The organism is Paenibacillus protaetiae (assembly GCF_004135365.1).
GTDB classification, from domain to species: Bacteria; Bacillota; Bacilli; order Paenibacillales; family Paenibacillaceae; genus Paenibacillus_AP; species Paenibacillus_AP protaetiae.
Window position 1 is genome coordinate 3,525,742 of sequence record NZ_CP035492.1, and the last position, 17,897, is coordinate 3,543,638.

13 protein-coding genes are annotated in these 17,897 nt (G+C 54.4%); all 13 read left to right on the forward strand.

The window, feature by feature from the left end:
- The first annotated feature begins 141 nt into the window (after nucleotides 1–141).
- On the forward strand, nucleotides 142–924 hold the full coding sequence (locus ET464_RS16320) for a tyrosine-protein phosphatase (protein ID WP_129442760.1): 783 nt from the start codon (nucleotides 142–144) through the stop codon (nucleotides 922–924).
- Between the two features lie 237 nt (nucleotides 925–1,161).
- Entirely contained in the window at nucleotides 1,162–3,333 is a 2,172-nt protein-coding gene (locus ET464_RS16325; protein WP_341869707.1) for a methyl-accepting chemotaxis protein, read from the forward strand.
- Nucleotides 3,334–3,731: 398 nt separating this feature from the next.
- The gene (locus ET464_RS16330) at nucleotides 3,732–5,282 is read left to right on the forward strand and encodes a proton-conducting transporter transmembrane domain-containing protein (protein WP_129442765.1); all 1,551 of its coding nucleotides are present in this window, start codon (nucleotides 3,732–3,734) and stop codon (nucleotides 5,280–5,282) included.
- Nucleotides 5,283–5,286: 4 nt separating this feature from the next.
- The gene (locus ET464_RS16335) at nucleotides 5,287–6,906 is read left to right on the forward strand and encodes a complex I subunit 4 family protein (RefSeq protein WP_129442768.1); all 1,620 of its coding nucleotides are present in this window, start codon (nucleotides 5,287–5,289) and stop codon (nucleotides 6,904–6,906) included.
- A 1-nt stretch (nucleotide 6,907) separates the two neighbouring features.
- A complete protein-coding gene (locus ET464_RS19900) occupies nucleotides 6,908–7,072 on the forward strand; it encodes a hypothetical protein (protein WP_165280030.1) in 165 nt (54 codons plus the stop codon).
- Nucleotides 7,073–7,134: 62 nt separating this feature from the next.
- A complete protein-coding gene (locus ET464_RS16340) occupies nucleotides 7,135–7,545 on the forward strand; it encodes a proton-conducting transporter transmembrane domain-containing protein (protein ID WP_244226778.1) in 411 nt (136 codons plus the stop codon).
- Between the two features lie 171 nt (nucleotides 7,546–7,716).
- Complete coding sequence (locus tag ET464_RS20955) at nucleotides 7,717–8,442, forward strand: S8 family serine peptidase (protein WP_165280031.1); 726 nt, start codon at nucleotides 7,717–7,719, stop codon at nucleotides 8,440–8,442.
- A complete protein-coding gene (locus ET464_RS16350) occupies nucleotides 8,424–10,616 on the forward strand; it encodes a S8 family peptidase (protein WP_482811942.1) in 2,193 nt (730 codons plus the stop codon). Before ET464_RS20955 ends, ET464_RS16350 begins: the two co-directional genes overlap by 19 nt.
- Before the next feature lie 56 nt (nucleotides 10,617–10,672).
- Nucleotides 10,673–10,936 carry a DUF1146 family protein gene (locus ET464_RS16355; RefSeq protein ID WP_129442779.1) on the forward strand — a complete coding sequence of 88 codons (264 nt, stop codon included), beginning with the start codon at nucleotides 10,673–10,675 and terminating at the stop codon, nucleotides 10,934–10,936.
- A gap of 298 nt (nucleotides 10,937–11,234) precedes the next feature.
- Complete coding sequence (gene murA / locus ET464_RS16360; protein ID WP_129442782.1) at nucleotides 11,235–12,650, forward strand: UDP-N-acetylglucosamine 1-carboxyvinyltransferase; 1,416 nt, start codon at nucleotides 11,235–11,237, stop codon at nucleotides 12,648–12,650.
- 228 nt (nucleotides 12,651–12,878) lie between these two features.
- The gene (locus tag ET464_RS16365; protein ID WP_165280033.1) at nucleotides 12,879–14,585 is read left to right on the forward strand and encodes an efflux RND transporter periplasmic adaptor subunit; all 1,707 of its coding nucleotides are present in this window, start codon (nucleotides 12,879–12,881) and stop codon (nucleotides 14,583–14,585) included.
- Nucleotides 14,582–16,471: an ABC transporter permease gene (locus ET464_RS20780; protein WP_129442788.1), complete on the forward strand. Its 1,890-nt coding sequence runs from the start codon at nucleotides 14,582–14,584 to the stop codon at nucleotides 16,469–16,471. The genes ET464_RS16365 and ET464_RS20780 overlap by 4 nt, the downstream gene beginning before the upstream one ends.
- A gap of 123 nt (nucleotides 16,472–16,594) precedes the next feature.
- Complete coding sequence (spoIID, locus tag ET464_RS16375; RefSeq protein ID WP_244226574.1) at nucleotides 16,595–17,827, forward strand: stage II sporulation protein D; 1,233 nt, start codon at nucleotides 16,595–16,597, stop codon at nucleotides 17,825–17,827.
- Nucleotides 17,828–17,897 lie beyond the last annotated feature (70 nt).

Genomic DNA, 17,897 nt, shown 5'->3' on the forward strand with positions numbered 1-17,897 from the left:
GGTGTTTTTTTGTGCCATGGACAGGTTGTTCGTTTACGGCTGGCAGAGACGGTTGCTATAATACAGGTAATTGGTGCATGAAAACGGCTCGAATTAAGATAAGGATTTGGATTTGGCGAGAACCGGAAAGGAGCAGACAGCGTGATCGAAATTCATACTCATATTTTGCCCGGCATTGATGATGGAGCAGCGGATTGGGACATGGCGCTCCAGCTTGCGCAATCGGCTGCAGCTCAAGGAATAACGGATATTATCGCAACACCGCATCACCGGAACAGCTCGCATTACAATCCTGCACAATCCGTCGTTACGTTAACGGAGCAGCTCAATGAACGTTTGGCCGCAGCGGGAATAGCGGTAACCGTTCACCCCGGTCAAGAGGTGCATCTTCATCGGGAGCTGCTGGATCATTGGCAGAAAGGCGAGCTGCTGACCTTGGCGAACGGGCCATACATGCTGCTGGAAATGCCGCACTCCAGAGTGCCGGAGTATATGGAATCAATCGTCTATGAGCTGGGAATTGCCGGTATACGCGCTGTAATTCCGCATCCGGAACGGAATGCAGAAGTCGCACGCCATCCGGACAAGCTGGAGCAGCTTGTGGAACTTGGAGCTTTAGCGCAAGTAACGAGCGCATCGCTATTGGGCGGTTATGGCAAAGGAATTGAACGGTTATCCTGGTCGTTGTGTAAAAAAGGCTTTATTCATCTCATTTCCTCCGATGCGCATCATCCGGTCAGGAGAGGCATACAGCTGGCCGAGGCTTACGAGCAGGCGGAGCGGCAATTAGGCGCAGAGTGGTCCGGCTATTACCGGGATAATGCGGCAGCGGTGCTTGCGGGCAAACCTATCGACGCGGAATTCCGTCCGGCATTGCAAAAAGCAAGCGGCTGGCAGCGGATAAGAGGTTTGTTTACATCCTAATAAAGAAGAGTGTAGCTCTATCGTCTTAACGGAAAGAAAAGTCGCGGATGGCATGAAAATTAACCCATCTCAGCGGCTTTCTTTATTTTTTTAAACAAATTTCGCTGTAATTATAGGTAAATTATGTTGTTTATGTTAGTATAGTTGACATAGGTGAATAGATCGTCATGGGAGGAGAGACCTATGTTTGACTGGCTAGGTTTTAGAAAAGGGCTTCCGCTTTTTAGATCATGGCAATTGAATCAACACCTCAAGGGGGATATTGAGGACGTATTTGAAGGCATTGCCGAAACAAGGCGGCAGCTGCTGACGGATTGGGCAGGAGAATATTGGGGGTATATGGAGAGGCTCGCCGGCACCATACAAAAAGAACTGGCGGCTTCGGGCGGATTTGCCGGTGCGGATGCAGGCCGGATGAAGGAATTGCTCCATATGACGTATACGCGCGGCACTGATTTTACGGAGCTGTTTGTGCTGGATACAGGCCAACAGGTCTTGTATTCCACGTGTGAAAAGCGGTCCGGTACAATCTGCTCGCCGGACGAGCCGTTGTACCCCGGCATTGTATACAGCAAAGGGCAGCAAGGCGGACAATGGCGGCCATGCCTTTTCGGGCCGTTTGGCGACCGGGTTACGGAACAGCTTGGACCACGCACTTCTTCGTTTCACGACAAAATGACGTTAATGTTTCTGCTCCCGCTGCAGGTGGACGGGCTGTATGCAGGCCTGTTGTGCGGACGGGTGCCGAATGATGTGATCGGCGATTTGATCCAGCGGGAGTCGGGGCATGTCTATCCGGATTCCGGCGATAATTATTTGTTTATGGCGAAACCGCGCCTGAACACGCAAATTGAGCCAGGTACAGCGTTGTCGCGGAGCCGGTTTGAAGACCGGACCTTTACCCGCGGCGAAAATTTGAAGGACGGCGTTACAACTGACTGGGGAACGGTATCGGTTCAAGAGCATACCGAGCTTGAAATTATTTTTACCGATCCGGCAACGGGACAACTTCATCCCGGCGTAGCGAATACGATTCGCAACGGCAGCAATTTATTCGTGGAGTTCCCGGGTTACTCCGATTACCGGCATATTCCCGTTATCGGGAAAGGCGTCACGTTCCAGCTTCCGCATTGTCCCGATATGTGGGGCATGATGTGCGAAGCGGATTTGGAGGAGGTATACCGGATACGAAGCATCCGTTACCGCGAGTCCCGCATCGGGTTATGGTCTTCGCTGGGGCTTGGCGTGTTAATGGCTGTGCTGGTTTATATGGTTGCGCAATATGCCGCGCAGTGGGTAGCGGCGACGGCGGCGGGGCTGTTTGCGTTTGTGTATGCGATTGCGGTAACCGGCCGCTTGCAGCGGCGGGAAACGAACCGGATAATCGACAAGCTGCAGGACATTACCCGGTTTATCCGCATGAATGCGGAAGGGGAAGGCGATTTGACGGAACGGCTTCCGCTTGCTTCGTTTGGCAACGACGAAACGAAAGAGCTGGCCAAATGGATCAATAATATGATCGACTCGCTGGAAGGGATTATGCTGAAAGTGAAGCTGGCCGCACAAGACGTGATGTCCAGCCAGCAGACGCTTGGCCAATCCGCAGAGGAGACTGCGCATTCGACCGAGAGGGTGAACGCCAAGATGAGCCATATGATTGGCGGGCTTCTGACCCAGCTGCAGGATATTGACACGGCCAAGGATGCGGCAGCCGATATGCGCGGAACGCTCCGCCTGCTGGAGCGGCAAGCTGCGGAGCAAATTGCGGTAGCGCAGTTTGAGGTCGACCGCATTGGAGACAAAATGGATCACATATCAAACCGGGTAAATGAAACGAATGAGACGATCCGCAGTTTTATGCGGACTGTGGATGAAATTCGGGGCGTGCTCCAGGTTATTGGGGAAATATCGTCGCAAACTCATTTGCTGGCGCTTAACGCTTCTATCGAAGCGGCCAGAGTGGGCGAACAGGGACGCGGATTCGAGGTTGTAGCCGCAGAAATCCGCAAGCTGGCAGAAATGACACGCAGCTCGACGGAAGAAGTCCATCAAATTACGCATGAAATATACGAGAAAGCCAAACAGGCCTATGCGTCTATGGATGAAGGAACGAAAGTGGTGGAGGAAGGCAGCCAGCTTGTCGCTTCCGCACGGGCTACGCTTCAAGCTGCAGGCACAGGCGACTTGCGCAAAACAAAAGTAGTGGATGAAATGGTCGGATTAATGGAGCGAATCGCAGAAGTAAACATGGCTAACCGCGAAGTGTCGTCCGACGTGGAGGACAACATGACTGAGCTGATCGGCGCAATGAGCCATGTACGCCAAACTTCGCAAAACGTCGAAACGATTACGAGCCTGCTGCAGCAGATGGTTGGCCAATTCAAGCTGACGGAATCGCGCCGCCGTTAAAGCTTATCCCTATATCATTAATGATGCTCGGCGAGGGCTTCCTGAAATCGGGAACCCGGGGCCGAGACAGCTGTCCGGGCTCCCGATTCCAGGGAGCCTGCTTTTTTGGAGCGACAGAAACTTTATGCCTTTAATCGCGTTCAATAGAAAGGAAGACTAGACTCGCAATTTACAGGAGGAGGCCAGCCGTTTATGGATATGTATACACAGTCTGCCTGGCTTATTCCCCTATTTCCGCTTGTATCTTTCCTGCTGCTGCTATCGCTTGGCCGAAGCTTTCAACTGGGGGCGTCATCATCGGCAGCGCAGGTTCGCTGTTATCGTTCATCCTGTCGCTGCTTGTTTTTATAGAACGGCTAGATCCGAATGCAATTGATTACAGCAACCATTTCGAATGGATGAATTTTGGCGGGTATTCGCTGTATATAAGCTTTGAACTGAACAATATGTCGGCGCTGATGCTTGCCGTTGCCGCGCTGGCGAGCTTAACGGTCCATGTGCTGAGCGCATGGTCTATCTGGAAGGACAGCCGAATCACGGCCTATTACAGTTATTTATCTTTATTTTCGTTTGCCGTTTACGGACTTATGATTGCCGGGGATATGTTGACGCTGCTCGTTTTTTGGGGGCTTGCGGGCGCGGGCGGTTTTTTGATCGCGGGTTATGACGATGCAAACGAAAACTCCAGAGAAGCGGCCAAACGTTTATTTATAATGGCCAATATGAGCAGCGTTGCGCTGTTATTTGCGGTAATCCTGCTATTCTGGTACATGCCGGATCATGCTTTGGATTTCACGAGCATTCATAATCTGTTCCAAGGGCATGCAGGCAAGGCAGCTTCTGGCATCATCACAGGCATAGCGCTGCTGCTCACGGCAAGCGCAGCTTCCTTTGCGGGTTTATTTCCGCTGCATATGTGGCAGCCGGCTGCTATAAAAAGCAGAGAGCCGTTTCGTTATGCACTGCCTGGCCTGCTAATGCCGGCCGCAGCTGTTTATTTGCTTGCCAAAACCTATGACTTGTTTGCCGCTTCTCCCGATGCCGGGGCTGTACTCGCCTATGCCGGAGGCATAACGGCATTGCTTAGCGCGGTCATTGCCGCCGCGCAGAACGGCTCTCTCAAAGCGGTTTCGTATGTGCTTGGGGCGCAGACCGGCCTTGCTTTCCTGGTGATCGGAGCTGGCTCTGCAGCCGGTGGCTTGTACATGCTGATAGCCGGCATAACCGGTTTCTTCTTATTAAATAGCTTTGCACAGCAGGATACCTATAAGAAAAACAGGCTGCTGCGGCTGGCGGGCTGCTTGGGAGCGCTGGCTCTTTCCGAGTTCCCGCTGCTTATCGGCTACTGGTCGTCATCAGTTGGCCTAAAAGCTCTGTATTCTTACAATCCGTATTTGTTTGTAGTCGCGTTAGCTGCAGTGCTGTTCAAAGCGCTTGCGCTTGCGCCTGTATGGCTGAAGCAGCTGCAGCGCATCCCGGCAGCTTCCGGTCCGGCAGTCCGGTCTGCCAAACCGGCAGCTTCTGCTGAATCAGAACAGCTATTCCGGTTGGCAGACCGGCCTGCCGTTCCCGCGCCTCCAAAAGCCGTTATGATCGCTGTTGGCGCTGTTTACGCGTTATGCGGCATCTCGGCCGGTTTTGTGCAGCACCCTTGGACAAGCCGCATGGCGTCCTGGATTGGTTCCGGACAGGAAGCCGGCAGCGCTGCGGCAGCAGTTGCCGGGATTGGAGCAGTTTCCCTGCTGGGCCTGCTGCTGGGCTGGTTAACGTACCGGCGGCAGTCGGCCCGGCTTACGGAAGACAAGCAACGCGGCTGGCTGATCCGCCTGCTGCAGGAAGAATGGTATATTCCTCGACTGATCCATTACGCGGCGTCGGTTCCGCTGAAGGCGGCTGGCCGGGCGCTGCAAGCCTTCGACGACTATATTGTCGGAAGGAGGTTCTGGTAAATTTATGGCATGGCTTGAGCATATTCCCGTATTATCAATCATGGTTGCAGCGCCGCTGATCGGGCTGCTTGCGCTGCTGGCTGTTCCGAAAGACCGGAGCCGCCAGCTTCAATTCGTAGCCGCCGCTGCAATGGCTGTGCCGTTTTTGCTGTCGTTAGCCATATTCGGTCATAACTCGGCAAGCGACCCGTCTGCGCTGTACAGTGTTGAGCGAGACTGGTTTCGCGTTGACCTGCCGCATACCGGCAGCCCGACGGCCGCGCCAAGCTCCATCCGGTTTCAATATGCGCTTGGAATTGACGGGATATCCCACCCGCTTGTGACGGTATCCGCTTTGCTTGGCTTTATGGCAGCTTTTGCTTCGGTATACATAAAAAAAAGGCGAAAGGCGTATTACGGCTGGCTTCTTTTATTAGAAAGCAGCTTAATAGGCGCTTTTCTCGCCAGAGATTTATGGCTCGCATTTATTGGCATTCAACTTTTTGTCCTGGCTTCCGCTATGCTGATCGGGATTTGGGGCGAAACGGGAAGAACCAAAACCGCCTGGCTTCTCGTCAACGGCATAAGCTCTGTACTGCTGCTTGCCGCGTTTGCTTTATTGATCAGCACGGCCGGCGCGCAGACAGACGCCGGGAGTTCCACGCCTCATACCGTTTATTCCGGCAGTTATGCGGCTTTGGCCAATAAGCTGGCCGATCCGCAAGGATGGAACGGCGATGCGACGGCGGGGCAAGACCCTTTTTCGATGGGGAACGGAATGAGCTGGATCATCTGCCTGCTGCTGCTTGGCGGTTTTGGCATTCGGTTTGCGGTATTTCCGCTGCATACTTGGCTGATTAAAGCGGTAACGGAAGCGCCGGTGCCCGTTGCGATGCTGATCGCGGGGAGCGCTGTTCCTTTTGGCGCTTATGGCATGCTCCGCTACGGCCTGCTGCTGTTCCCTGTGCAGGCACAGCAGCTTCAAGCCGGATTTGCGGCGTTTGGAGTAGTGATGCTCCTGTATGGCGCTGCACTCGCAGGAAGGCAGCAGTCGCTGCGTATGGGCATTGCTTATTCCGTGCTCGGAAGCTCCGGTATGGTGCTGCTTGGCTTTGCCGCTTTGAATGCGCTAGGTTTGCAAGGAGCGTTGTTCCTTCTCCTGTCGCAAGGGCTTGTCAGCGCCTTGCTGCTGCTGCTTGCCGGCGCAATCCAGGAACGGACAAGATCGGTATGGTTTAGCGGTCTGGGCGGTCTTGCGCGTCCTATGCCGTTTATTAGCGGCGCGTGGCTGGCCGGATCGCTGGCGCAGCTGGGCTTGCCGGGTTTGTCTTCTTTTATCGGCATTTTATTTGTGCTGCTAGGTCTGTTCGATGAGCTGCCTCTGTTTGCGGCTATTGCAGCGCTGGGGCTTTTGTTCGGCGCATGGGCGGCGGTACGCAGTGTAATGAGAGCATTTTACGGGCAGGCGCCCGACCGGATAACTGCAGCCCGGGATGCGAGGCTGATTGAGGCGGTTCCGATTATTATTTTACTTTCGTTTATCGTGTTGCTGGGCTGTTATCCGTCGATCGTAACCGAAAGCTTCAGGCATGATATGAATGAGCTGTTCGGGGCTTTATTTGCATCGAAAGCAGGGGGTGGCTGACATGTCCGATTTTAAACTGTGCGTGCAGCTGCTCGCAATTGCTGTAACGGTTGGGGGTATGATCGTCATGGCGTTCCGCCGCCATGACGTCAAGCGTATGCTGCTCCTCTCCATTGTGCCTGAAGCGGGGAGCGTACTTCTGTCTTTGGGGCGGAAGGCGAAATAACTTCTTTATTTTTATTTCAGGCGCTGGCGAGTCTGGTTGCTTACGCAGGGCTGCTGCTGGTTATCCGGACCGTAGAACGCAGCGCCGGAACGCAGCTGAACGCATTTGAAGGGATGTACCACCGCAATGGTTGGCTGGCTGCTTTTACGGGGATTTATGTATTGTCCCTGTCAGGTTTGCCGCTGACGGGCGGTTTTATCGGCAAAATATTGCTGGTATGGGACGCAATCAGGCTGGAGGCGTACGGCTCAGCGGCAGCGTTGCTCGTCTGTCTGTTATTTTCGTATTATCTTTATTTCCCGCTCATCCGGTCGATGTATATGCTGCCCGGAGAAAATAAACCGGTTGTTCCGTCGGCGGCGCCAACAAGCTTTGGTTTGGGAGCGGCCGCCGTGCTGACCGTTGCGCTCGGCTTATTTCCGGGTACGGTATTGGGCTGGTTTGCGGATTGGCTGGGACAATCCCTTTCGTAAAGCCTGCGTTTGACGCAGGCTTTTTTTAAATCGGGACGGCGGAGCCGGCCGCAGCCTGCCTTTATAAGCCCGCAGCCGCGCTGCCAAGCGGCATCATCCATTTTTGAACAAGGGAATGATTCCACAATGGCGAATAGGTATACAGACATGCAACAGCAAAAGAAAAGGGCAGTGCCTGCACGGAAAGGCACTTGTTTATACAGACCCGGGCAGGCGGCAAAGCTGCTGCTCGTGCTGGCTTTCCTTGCGGGCGCCTTGACCGTGCAGGCGCCCGCAAGAGCATCGGCGGCGGCGGTACCGCCTGCGGACGCCGCCGCTGCAGCGGATGAGGAGCCGGATGGCTGGCTCCTCAAATGGCAAGATCCCGGGCAGGCGGAGCCTCTGCCCGGGACGGAAGTGCTCCGCCGCCAGCCGGAGACGGCGGTATGGCTTGTCCGTCCCGCCGCGGAAGCGGGCGCGGACGTGCAGCAATGGCTGGCCCGGCTGCGCAGTACGCCGGGCGTGCAGTATGTGCACCCGAATGGCCGGGTGCACATGATGGCCGCTGCAAGCGGAGCGGCCCCCGGGGCGGGAGCATCCGCAGCTGTAAGCGCCAATGATCCGCAGCTCGGCAAGCAGACTTATTTGAAGCAAATAGGCGCGATCCAAGCGTGGAACACGGTGCGCGAGCAACCAAAGCTGGTAATCGCCGTAGTAGATACCGGGATCGATCTGGACCATCCCGATTTGAAGGCGAATCTGGTTCCCGGCGCCAATATGATCGACCCGGGCAAATCGCCCGACGATGACAATGGGCACGGTACCAACGTGGCAGGGTCATCGCCGCTTCCGGCAATAATAGTATCGGCGTCTCCGGCGTGTTATGGAAAGCGAAAATCATGCCTGTCAAAGCGTTAAACGCACAAGGGGACGGGACGGAGCAGGACCTGGGCGACGGCATTTTGTATGCGGTAAGGAACGGAGCCAAAATTATTGTGTTATCTGTTGGCTTGTACCGGTATTCGCCGTATATGCTCGATATTGTTCAATATGCAGAGGATCACGGGGCGCTGCTTGTAGCGGCGGCCGGCAATGACGGCGACCAGCTGCTGGAGCGGGCTGCCGTTAAATATCCGGCAGCCTATCCGACGGTTCTGGCTGTTGGAGGCGTTCAGCCGAACGGCGCACCGGATACCCGTTCCAATCCCGGCCCGGAAGTGGATCTTGCCGCTGCCTGGCGGGTGTACACAACGGCCATGGGCGGAGGCTACAAATACCAGGAAGGAACGTCGATGGCGGCGCCGCAAGCGGCTGCAGCGGCGGCGCTGGTATGGGCGAAATCGCCCGGGCTTGCTGTTTATGAGGTGAGGGAACTGCTGCGGCAAACCGCTCAGGACGTCGGCGACAAAGGCTTCGACGAGCGGACCGGCTATGGCCTGCTGCGGATTGACCGTGCAGTCGCTGCCTCGTATTCAACCGACAGCCGGGAGCCAGACAATAAGCAGAGCAGCGCTTCTTTTTTGCCGCTTGGCAAACAAATGGCAGCCGAGCTTGCGCCAAATGACAGCGATTGGTACCGGGTGAACGCGCCATATGACGGTACCCTTTCGATCGGATACCGGTTTCTGCCCGTATTCGGGCAGCCGCTGCCAAGAATTTATGTCGACCATTACGCCGACGGGGTTCTGCAGCGAACGGCTGTCGTGAAGCTGGAGAGCGGCACCTTTGATTTCCAAGTCCATCAAGGAACCAACTTTTTTTATGTGCATACCGACATCGGGCTGGACGGCAAGCTGCCTTACTTGCTTACGCCTGTTTATCATGTAGGCGCGGATGCATACGAAAGCAATGACAGCGCCCTTCAGGCCTTTACTTTAAAAGCGGCAAACCAGACGGTTACAGGCACTTTTCATCAGACGGGAGACCAGGACTGGTATGTCATGAACGTGGCGCAAAGCGGCAAACTCAGCTTAAGGATGACGGTGGATACCGTCCGTATTGACCCTGAATTGGCGGTGCAGCGCGCCGGGCAATCATTATTGTCCTATGATGAAGAAGGAGAAGGGGCGGCTGAACAATCTCCTGTCATAACCGTTACGCCGGGCAAGTATTATATTCGAGTACATAATGCGATCTCGGAGGATGCAAGTCCGGTAACGGGCCAATATAAACTTAAAATAAGTTATACGCCTACGTATACGGATCCGAATGAGCCCAATGACAAGCCTTACGAAGGGCTGCTGGTGTCTTCCGGCGCTGAATATCTAGGCGTTGCGGGCAGCACGGCTGACCAGGATTGGTTTCAGCTTCGGATTACGGCGCCCAGCGTGGCCGATTTGGCTGTGAGCAATGTTCCTGCGGGCAGCAGCTTGAAGCTTGAGCTGTACGACAAAAAGCAGAAGCTGGTGACGACGAGATCGACGGGGCATACGGGACAACTGCTGGCGGGAGGTGTAATGCTGCAGCCGGACATTTATTATGTGAAGCTGACGGCGGATCATGCTTTTGACAATCAGTATTACCGGTTTTCCGTCAAGGTTGACGAGCTGATTGCCGGCTTTCGCGATATTAAGGGGCACTGGGCACAATCGGATATTGTAAGCATGAAGCAGCGCGGCATCATTGGCGGCACAGGCGGGTACCGTTTTGAGCCTAACCGCCAAATGACGAGAGCTGAAGCTGTATCGATGCTGGCCAAAGCATTCCCGGCGACGGGGAAAGGCTCAAGTTCCGCAAACGGCATGAAGTTCCAAGATGTGCCAGACAGCTATTGGGCCGCCGGAGTGATTCGAAGCGCCGCGCAAAAAGGCTGGATTAACGGTTACCCGGACGGAACTTTCCGTCCCGGCCAGGCTGTCACCCGAAGGGAAATGGCTGTGCTTGCCGCCAAAGCGGCAGGCATGCAGCCGGTTGCTGCTGCGGCTCCGCCGTTCCGGGATGTCGGCCCGGCGGATTGGGCGGCGCCTTATGTTCATGCATTAAAGCAGCGCGGCTGGATTAAAGGAGCGGATGAAGCGGGTCATTATAATCCGGACGCATGGTCCAGCAGAGCGGAATGGACTACGCTGGTTTACCGCATGATCCGGTCCTGACAGGTTTGATGTGTTGTTACCTATTATAATAAAGAGCGGGAGGTGGCAGGCGGTTTATGAATGAGGATGATTTGATCGACAGCATGCAGACCAGTGCAGGCATGACAGGGCTGTTCTCGATCGTGGTCACGCTGCTTGCAATTATCTTCTCCTGGATGCTGATTCAGGAATTCAAATGGGAAAGTTTGTTCCGGAACCCCCGGTCTCCGAAAGCCAGAATGCTCCAGGTTGTGTTATCTGTCATTATTGGATATTTGCTGGCGCGGTTTGTGCTGGATTACTGGGGATGGTCTTCGCTGCTGAAAGGATTCGTCGAATAACATCATCGAAAAATGTCAACAATGGTTAGTATATGACGGTCCGAAACAGAGGGCGGCTTGCGAATATTAAAACGGTGCGTTCCATTCCTGATTTTCAATGTTATTTCTGCACATTTAGACAAATTTCGCATACGCTGGTTCATTATTTCATAAGCACTGCATAAGGGCAAAAGATGGAAATAATTTAGCGCTTGTCGATTTGTGTAGGTCGATGATATTATGAAATTTAGGTGATTGGAAAGAGACCATTTTCTCAGAACTAGGAAGAGGAATTCAAGCTCGCGGAGGGAAACTTAAGATGACCAAAATTATCGTCCGCGGAGGCCGGCGTTTATCGGGAACAGTCCGCGTCAGCGGTGCCAAAAATGCAGTGCTCCCCATATTGGCGGCTTCGTTACTGGCAACAGAAGGAGTCAGCGTTATTCATGACGTTCCCTTACTTGACGATGTAATGACTATTAAAAGCGTACTGGCTTCGTTGGGAGCACAGTTGAACTATAACGAAGAGACGATGCATATCAACGCTGAGCGTTTGGTGACTTATGAAGCGCCGTATGAGCTGGTAAGGAAAATGAGAGCTTCCTTCCTGATTATGGGCCCGCTTTTGGCTCGTGTCGGTAAGGTTCGTATTTCGCTTCCGGGCGGCTGTGCAATTGGAACGAGGCCGATTGATCAGCATTTGAAAGGCTTTGAGGCGATGGGTGCGGAAATCACCCTTGGCCAAGGCTTTATCGAAGCAAGTACGGATTCCAAGCTAAAAGGCGCTAAAATTTACTTGGATGTTCCAAGTGTTGGCGCTACGGAGAACATTATGATGGCTGCTGCGCTGGCAGAAGGCACAACGGTCATCGAGAATGCGGCCAAAGAGCCGGAAATCGTTGATTTAGCGAACTACATCAATGCGATGGGCGGCAAAGTGCGCGGAGCCGGTACAGGCCTTATCCGGATTGAAGGGGTAGACCGGATGTACGGCGTTGTACATCAGGTTATTCCTGACCGGGTGGAAGCGGGCACTTATATGGTGGCTGCTGCAATTACCGGCGGCGACGTGTTTGTAGAAGGAGCTATCGCAGATCATTTGACGCCGGTTATTTCCAAGCTGGAAGAGATGGGCGTGCAAATTACGGCGAGCGATAACGGCATTCGCGTGCAATCGGACGGCCGTCTGAAAGCGGTAGATGTCAAAACATTGCCGCATCCCGGTTTCCCGACCGATATGCAATCGCAAATGATGGCGCTGCTGCTGTGTTCCGAAGGGACTAGCGTCATTACGGAAACGGTATTTGAGAACCGTTTTATGCATGTCGCCGAGTTCCAGAAAATGAACGCGCAAATTAAGGTGGAAGGCCGTACCGCTATTGTAAACGGCAATGTTCCGTTAACCGGCGCCAAAGTTTGCGCAACCGACCTGCGTGCGGGAGCGGCGCTCATTTGTGCGGCTTTAAGAGCGGAAGGCGCGACGGAAGTATCGGGTATCCACCATGTGGACCGCGGTTATGTGAACATTACGGGCAAGCTTGCCTCGCTGGGCGCTTTGATTGAACGGGTAGAGACGGATGCTCCGGCAGCGGCAGTGTCCATTCCCGCAGCGCCGGATGACAAGGAAGTTCCGGTAGCTGTCGCTGTTGCAGCCGGAGCGGAAGATACCGACGCAGCATCGTTCAAACGCGATAAGGAAGTTCCGGTGCTGAAAGTCCGCCCGACATGGGCCTAACGTATACCATGTAACCATGCTGTCTGATAAGGTTTTGCTTTTTCCTGCGGGAAAGAAGCAAAACCTTTTTTTGTGCTTGCTTTATGCAGCTGCTGTGCCGGGGAACCTCGTTGCAGGAGCTGTTTTTTGTGTTGGCCAGCAGAAGCGTGGAACGGTTGTTCATAGATTGTTCATCTTGAAGTGATATAGTCGAACCGTTAAAGACCGATGGAGGGTGGAGTACAGTCAATGAGGAAATGGATGATTTGGCTTGGTATTTTAATAATCCTTGTTGCGGCCGGAGGCGGCGCCTATTATTACTTCTTTAAGGATAAGGATCATGCAGGCACGGAGAAGAAGGCTGCGGCTATTACGGCGAGAGTGACAAGAGGTAATATTGTCAATCAGATTAGCGGCACAGGCTCCGTTGTAGCTAATTCCAGGGAGACCGTAACCGCCGGCAAAAGCGGCACGCTCGCTAAGGTGAATTTTAAGGAAGGCGATTCTGTTAAAAAGGGACAAGTAATTGCGACGTTTGAAGATTCCGATGATTATGCGGATCAGATTAAAACGATTACCCGCAGCATCGAGAAACTTCAGCAGCAGCTTGCCGACGACCAGGAGAAATATAAGGAAGCGACGGGCACGGAAAATGAAGAGCAGACAAAGGAATCGATCGATAAGGATATGTCCGGGATCCAGGACGACATCGCTGACAACCAGGAAGATCTTCAGGACATTTACGATAAGAAAGCCGCTGAAGTGAAAGATATCGTGTCGCCGATCGACGGCCAAGTAACGAATCTGGCGGTTCAAGCCGGTGACGAAGTGCAGGCGAATACAACGATTGCAGAAATTGTAAATTACAATTATTTGGAATTTGTAACCTCAGTAGATGAACTGGATATTCCGAAAGTAACCGTTGGCCAGACGGCCAATATTACATTAAGCTCTTACAGCAATAAAACGTTCGAAGGATCGGTATCCGAAATTGCAAAGGAAGGAACGTCGAGCAATGGCTCTTCTTCTTTTCAAGTCAGCATTTTGCTGAAAGATATCGACGGTGTCATGGTCGGGATGTCCGGTCAAGCGGCTATTACCATTGAGTCCCGCGAAAATGTGCTGGAAGTGCCGGTGAACGCCGTTGTTTCCGTCGGCGGCAAATCTTATGTGCGCGTTCAGACGGAAGACGGCGCAGGAGCAAGCGGCACAGGAGCAGGCGGCGCAGGAGCAGGCAGCAGCGGAAGCGGCCAAGCAGGAGCAGGCGCAGCCGGCCAAAGCGGCGCCGGGCAAGGGCAAGGCCGTGCGGGACGTACCGGCGCCGGCCAAGGCCAAGCCGGGGCATGGACGCAAGGCGGCAGCGGCGCTAATGCGGCTTCGTCGCCAAGCGGCGAAGGGCAAAGCCGTGCAGGGCGCTTCAGCGGCGGAGGCCAGGCCGGTGCTTGGGCACAAGGCGGCCAAGGAGCTGACGCTCAGCGAGGCACAGGCGGCGCTGCTGCTTCCGGCAGCGCGAACCGTACGGTTGCGAACGGCTCGGCAGCAGCCGGTCAAACCGAAGAGCAGCCGCAATCAGGAACGGGAGCAGGACAAGACGGCCCAAGCAAAGGCCAGTCCGCCGCCGGCACAGGCAGCGATGCTGCGCAAGACCCTCGTATGCAGGCGCTGCTTTCGCGGATTGATACCTTGGGCGGCAAGCTGGTCGAAGTTACAACCGGCCTGAGCAACGATGCCTTTGTGGAAATTATGTCGGGCCTTGAAGAAGGGCAAGTCGTGCTCATCCCAAGCCCGCAAGGCGCGGTAGGCATGGGCCAATCTTCAACGCAGCAGCAGCAGTTCGCCTTCCCGGGCGGTTTTGGAGGCGGCGGGTTCGGCGGCGGTGCAAGCTTTGGAGGCGGTTTTGCCGGGGGCGGCAACCGGGCCAGCAGCTTCAGCCGTGGTGGAGGCGGGGCACGATGAGCCATCCTACAACGCTGCCCCTCATTGACATTCAGGATGTCGTCAAGTCGTATATGATGGGACGTGAAAAAACGACCATTTTGCACCATATTTCGCTTCAAGTTGCCGCAGGGGATTTTCTGGCTATTGTTGGCCCATCCGGTTCCGGGAAATCGACGCTGATGAATATTATCGGCTGCCTGGATGCGCCTACCAGCGGCAGCTATAAGCTGGACGGCATTGAAGTTGTTGGACAAAGCGATAACAAGCTGACGGAATTCCGCAATAAGAAAATCGGGTTTATTTTTCAAGGGTATCATTTGCTCCCGAAATTAACAGCGCTCGAAAATTGCGAGCTTCCGCTTATTTATCGGGGTATGTCCGCTAAAGAAAGGAAAACCCGCGCCAGTATTGCGCTGGAACGGGTTGGTCTCGGGGAGCGGATGCACCACCGGCCGAATGAGTTGTCCGGCGGCCAGCAGCAGCGGGTGGGCATCGCCAGAGCGCTGGCGACGAATCCTTCGCTGCTGCTGGCCGATGAGCCAACCGGAGCGCTGGATTCCCGTACCGGCATGGAAGTGCTCGGAATGATGGAGGAGCTTAATCAGACGGGACAGACCATTGTGCTCATTACGCATGATATGGAGGTTGCTCAAAGAGCCAGCAGAATCGTAATGATTCGGGATGGCCGGCTGACGGAGCTGGAGAGGGGGGCAGCTATGAAAATCATGCAAGCCTTCGTGATGGCGTTCAAGAGCGTCTTATCGAACAAGCTTAGAACGGTTCTGTCCATGCTGGGCATATTGATAGGCGTTGCGACTGTTATTGCGCTGGTGGCGATGGGCAAGGCTTCCGCCAACGAAGTGGCCGATCAGGTCGCCTCTCTTGGCACAAGCCAGGTGAGCGTGACGATCAGCGGGCGCGGCACGGTAACCACGTTATCGGTTGATGAAGCCGATAAGCTGGCGGAGATCAATAATATTGAAGCCGTTGCTCCGATTGTGAGTAGCACCGGTTATGCCAAATATAAAACGACCTCCGTTTCGGTCAACGTACAAGGCATTACGCCGGATTACGAGGATGTGCAAGACTTTAGCGTGCAGGACGGCAGGTATATCGCACAGCCGGATATCGACAACAAGCAGATGGTCGCCTTGATCGGCACGGAAACGGCCAAAGATTTGTTCCAGGATGAAGGAGTGGACCCGGCGACAGCCGTTGGCCAGAAAATTACGATTAACGGTTATATTTTTACAATTGTAGGCCTTCTGGAGTCAAAGGGCGACACGTTAACCGGCTCCAACGATGAAAAAATACTCATTCCGATTACAACCGGCCAAAAGCTGTTCCGGCAAAAAGGCGTATCGACCATCTATGTTAAAGTAGCCGATACGGACAAAATGGACCAGGTTGTATCATCGCTGGAAGCAAGCCTCTACAAAACGTTCCGGGGCGATGACGATGCGTACCGCGTGTCCAATCAAGAGGATACGATGAAGGCACTCAACTCCGTGAATGACACGATGAACAGGCAGCTTATTTATGTAGCGGTTATTTCGCTCATTGTCGGCGGCATCGGCATTATGAACATTATGCTCGTGTCCGTGACGGAACGGACGCGCGAGATTGGGATTCGCAAATCGCTTGGCGCCAAGAAACGGGATATTTTGTTCCAATTTCTGATCGAAGCCATGTCTATCAGCGGCCTTGGCGGCGCAGTCGGGATCGGGATCGGTTACGTCGCATCCTTTATTATCGGCAAGGCGATGGATACGCCAACGGAAGTGCCGCTGAATACCGTGCTCTTGTCCTTTGCTTTTTCCGCATTTGTTGGCATCGTATTCGGATTTATTCCGGCCAATAAAGCTGCCGGCCTCAAACCGGTCGATGCTTTGCGGCATGACTGATTTGGTTCTATCCTATTAAATCCGCTCATAGACTAATTCCATACCAGCACAAAAGATAGAGAGAGCCCGCTCGTGCCGATGCGGGCTCTCTCTTGCCATCTGCTTCGGCAAGGAAGGAGAACAATGAGACGGATAGTAGAGACTGGAAGGAGAGACGCATTATGGAGACGGCTGCCTGGCAGCCGCAAGCCGGCCCGGCTGCTCCCTTTTTTCGCTATCGGCTTCATGGCGGGAATTTCGCTGCTGCTCATTCAGCTTATTCTCGCCGAACGGCTTGCGCCTTGGCAGTTAACTGCCCGAAGCGTCATGCCCGATCAGGTGCAGGCGGCTCATCTGCAGCAGCCAGCGGGTGGAGATGACCGGCGCCCGGCCCCGGCTGTACAAGCTCCGGCTGCGTCCGGCAGCCAGCCATCCGCACAGCCCCGTCATGCCGCTGCCGTTTCCGGCGGCACAGCTGGTGCATCTGCGGGTGAAGCGCCGGCAGGAAGCAAGCAGGATCCTATAGTGCGAGTCTACTTAACGAAGGAGAAACGGATTGAATCGGTGCCTCTCGAAACCTATGTCAAAGGGGCGGTAGCCGGAGAGATGCCGATTGATTTCGAACCGGAGGCTCTGAAGGCGCAGGCGATAGCAGCCCGGACTTATATCGTGCGGCGGCTGGAGAAGAACGACCGGAGCGGAGTGCCGGTAGCCGGTGCCGATGTAACCGATACGGAGCAGCATCAAATGTATGTGCCGCTCTCCCGCCTCGGAAGCAATTGGCCGGAAGCGCAGCGCGAAGCGGATTTGGCCAAGCTGTCCAAGGCGGTGGAAGATACGAAAGGCCTTGTTGTCGCTTACGGGGATGAGCCGATCGAAGCGGTGTTTTTTTCGACGAGCAACGGGTATACCGAAAACTCCGAAGATTATTGGCAGGAGAGCATTCCTTATTTGCGAAGCGTAGCGAGCCCGTGGGACAAGGAGCTGTCGCCGGCTTATAAAGAAACGGTTACGTTTACGTTAAGCGATTTTTATAGCAAGCTTGGAATAAGCCCCGCCGGCAAAAGCAAAAGCCCTGCCATCAAAGTGCTGAAATGGACGGATGGCAAGCGGATTGCCGAGGTCCGGATCGCCGGCCGCGAATTTAGCGGGCGCGAAGTGCGGGAGAAGCTGGAACTGGCTTCGGCCCAGTTCGCATGGAAGGTGAAAGGCGATTCCATTGTCATCACGACGTATGGCAGCGGCCACGGCATCGGAATGAGCCAGTGGGGGGCGGACGGCATGGCCAAGGAAGGCCGCAGCGCGGAGCAAATACTAGCCTACTATTATACAGGCACGAAGGTGGAACAAGCTTCGAAGCTTGTGAACCGGTCCTAGCGAATTCGGTTCTAGCGGACCCGGCTCTATCTGAAGGAGCCAAGCTAGATTACAGTCTTCCAGGCGAATC

What these genes read in the sequence shown, in the direction of transcription:
- ET464_RS16350 (WP_482811942.1), top strand. Translation starts at nt 8,424, where the DNA reads ATGCCTGTCAAAGCGTTAAACGCACAAGGGGACGGGACGGAGCAGGAC.
- ET464_RS19900 (WP_165280030.1), top strand. Translation starts at nt 6,908, where the DNA reads ATGTCCGATTTTAAACTGTGCGTGCAGCTGCTCGCAATTGCTGTAACG.
- ET464_RS16335 (WP_129442768.1), top strand. Translation starts at nt 5,287, where the DNA reads ATGGCATGGCTTGAGCATATTCCCGTATTATCAATCATGGTTGCAGCG.
- ET464_RS16330 (WP_129442765.1), top strand. Translation starts at nt 3,732, where the DNA reads ATGAATTTTGGCGGGTATTCGCTGTATATAAGCTTTGAACTGAACAAT.
- murA (WP_129442782.1), top strand. Translation starts at nt 11,235, where the DNA reads ATGACCAAAATTATCGTCCGCGGAGGCCGGCGTTTATCGGGAACAGTC.
- ET464_RS20780 (WP_129442788.1), top strand. Translation starts at nt 14,582, where the DNA reads ATGAGCCATCCTACAACGCTGCCCCTCATTGACATTCAGGATGTCGTC.
- spoIID (WP_244226574.1), top strand. Translation starts at nt 16,595, where the DNA reads ATGAGACGGATAGTAGAGACTGGAAGGAGAGACGCATTATGGAGACGG.
- ET464_RS16365 (WP_165280033.1), top strand. Translation starts at nt 12,879, where the DNA reads ATGAGGAAATGGATGATTTGGCTTGGTATTTTAATAATCCTTGTTGCG.
- ET464_RS16355 (WP_129442779.1), top strand. Translation starts at nt 10,673, where the DNA reads ATGAATGAGGATGATTTGATCGACAGCATGCAGACCAGTGCAGGCATG.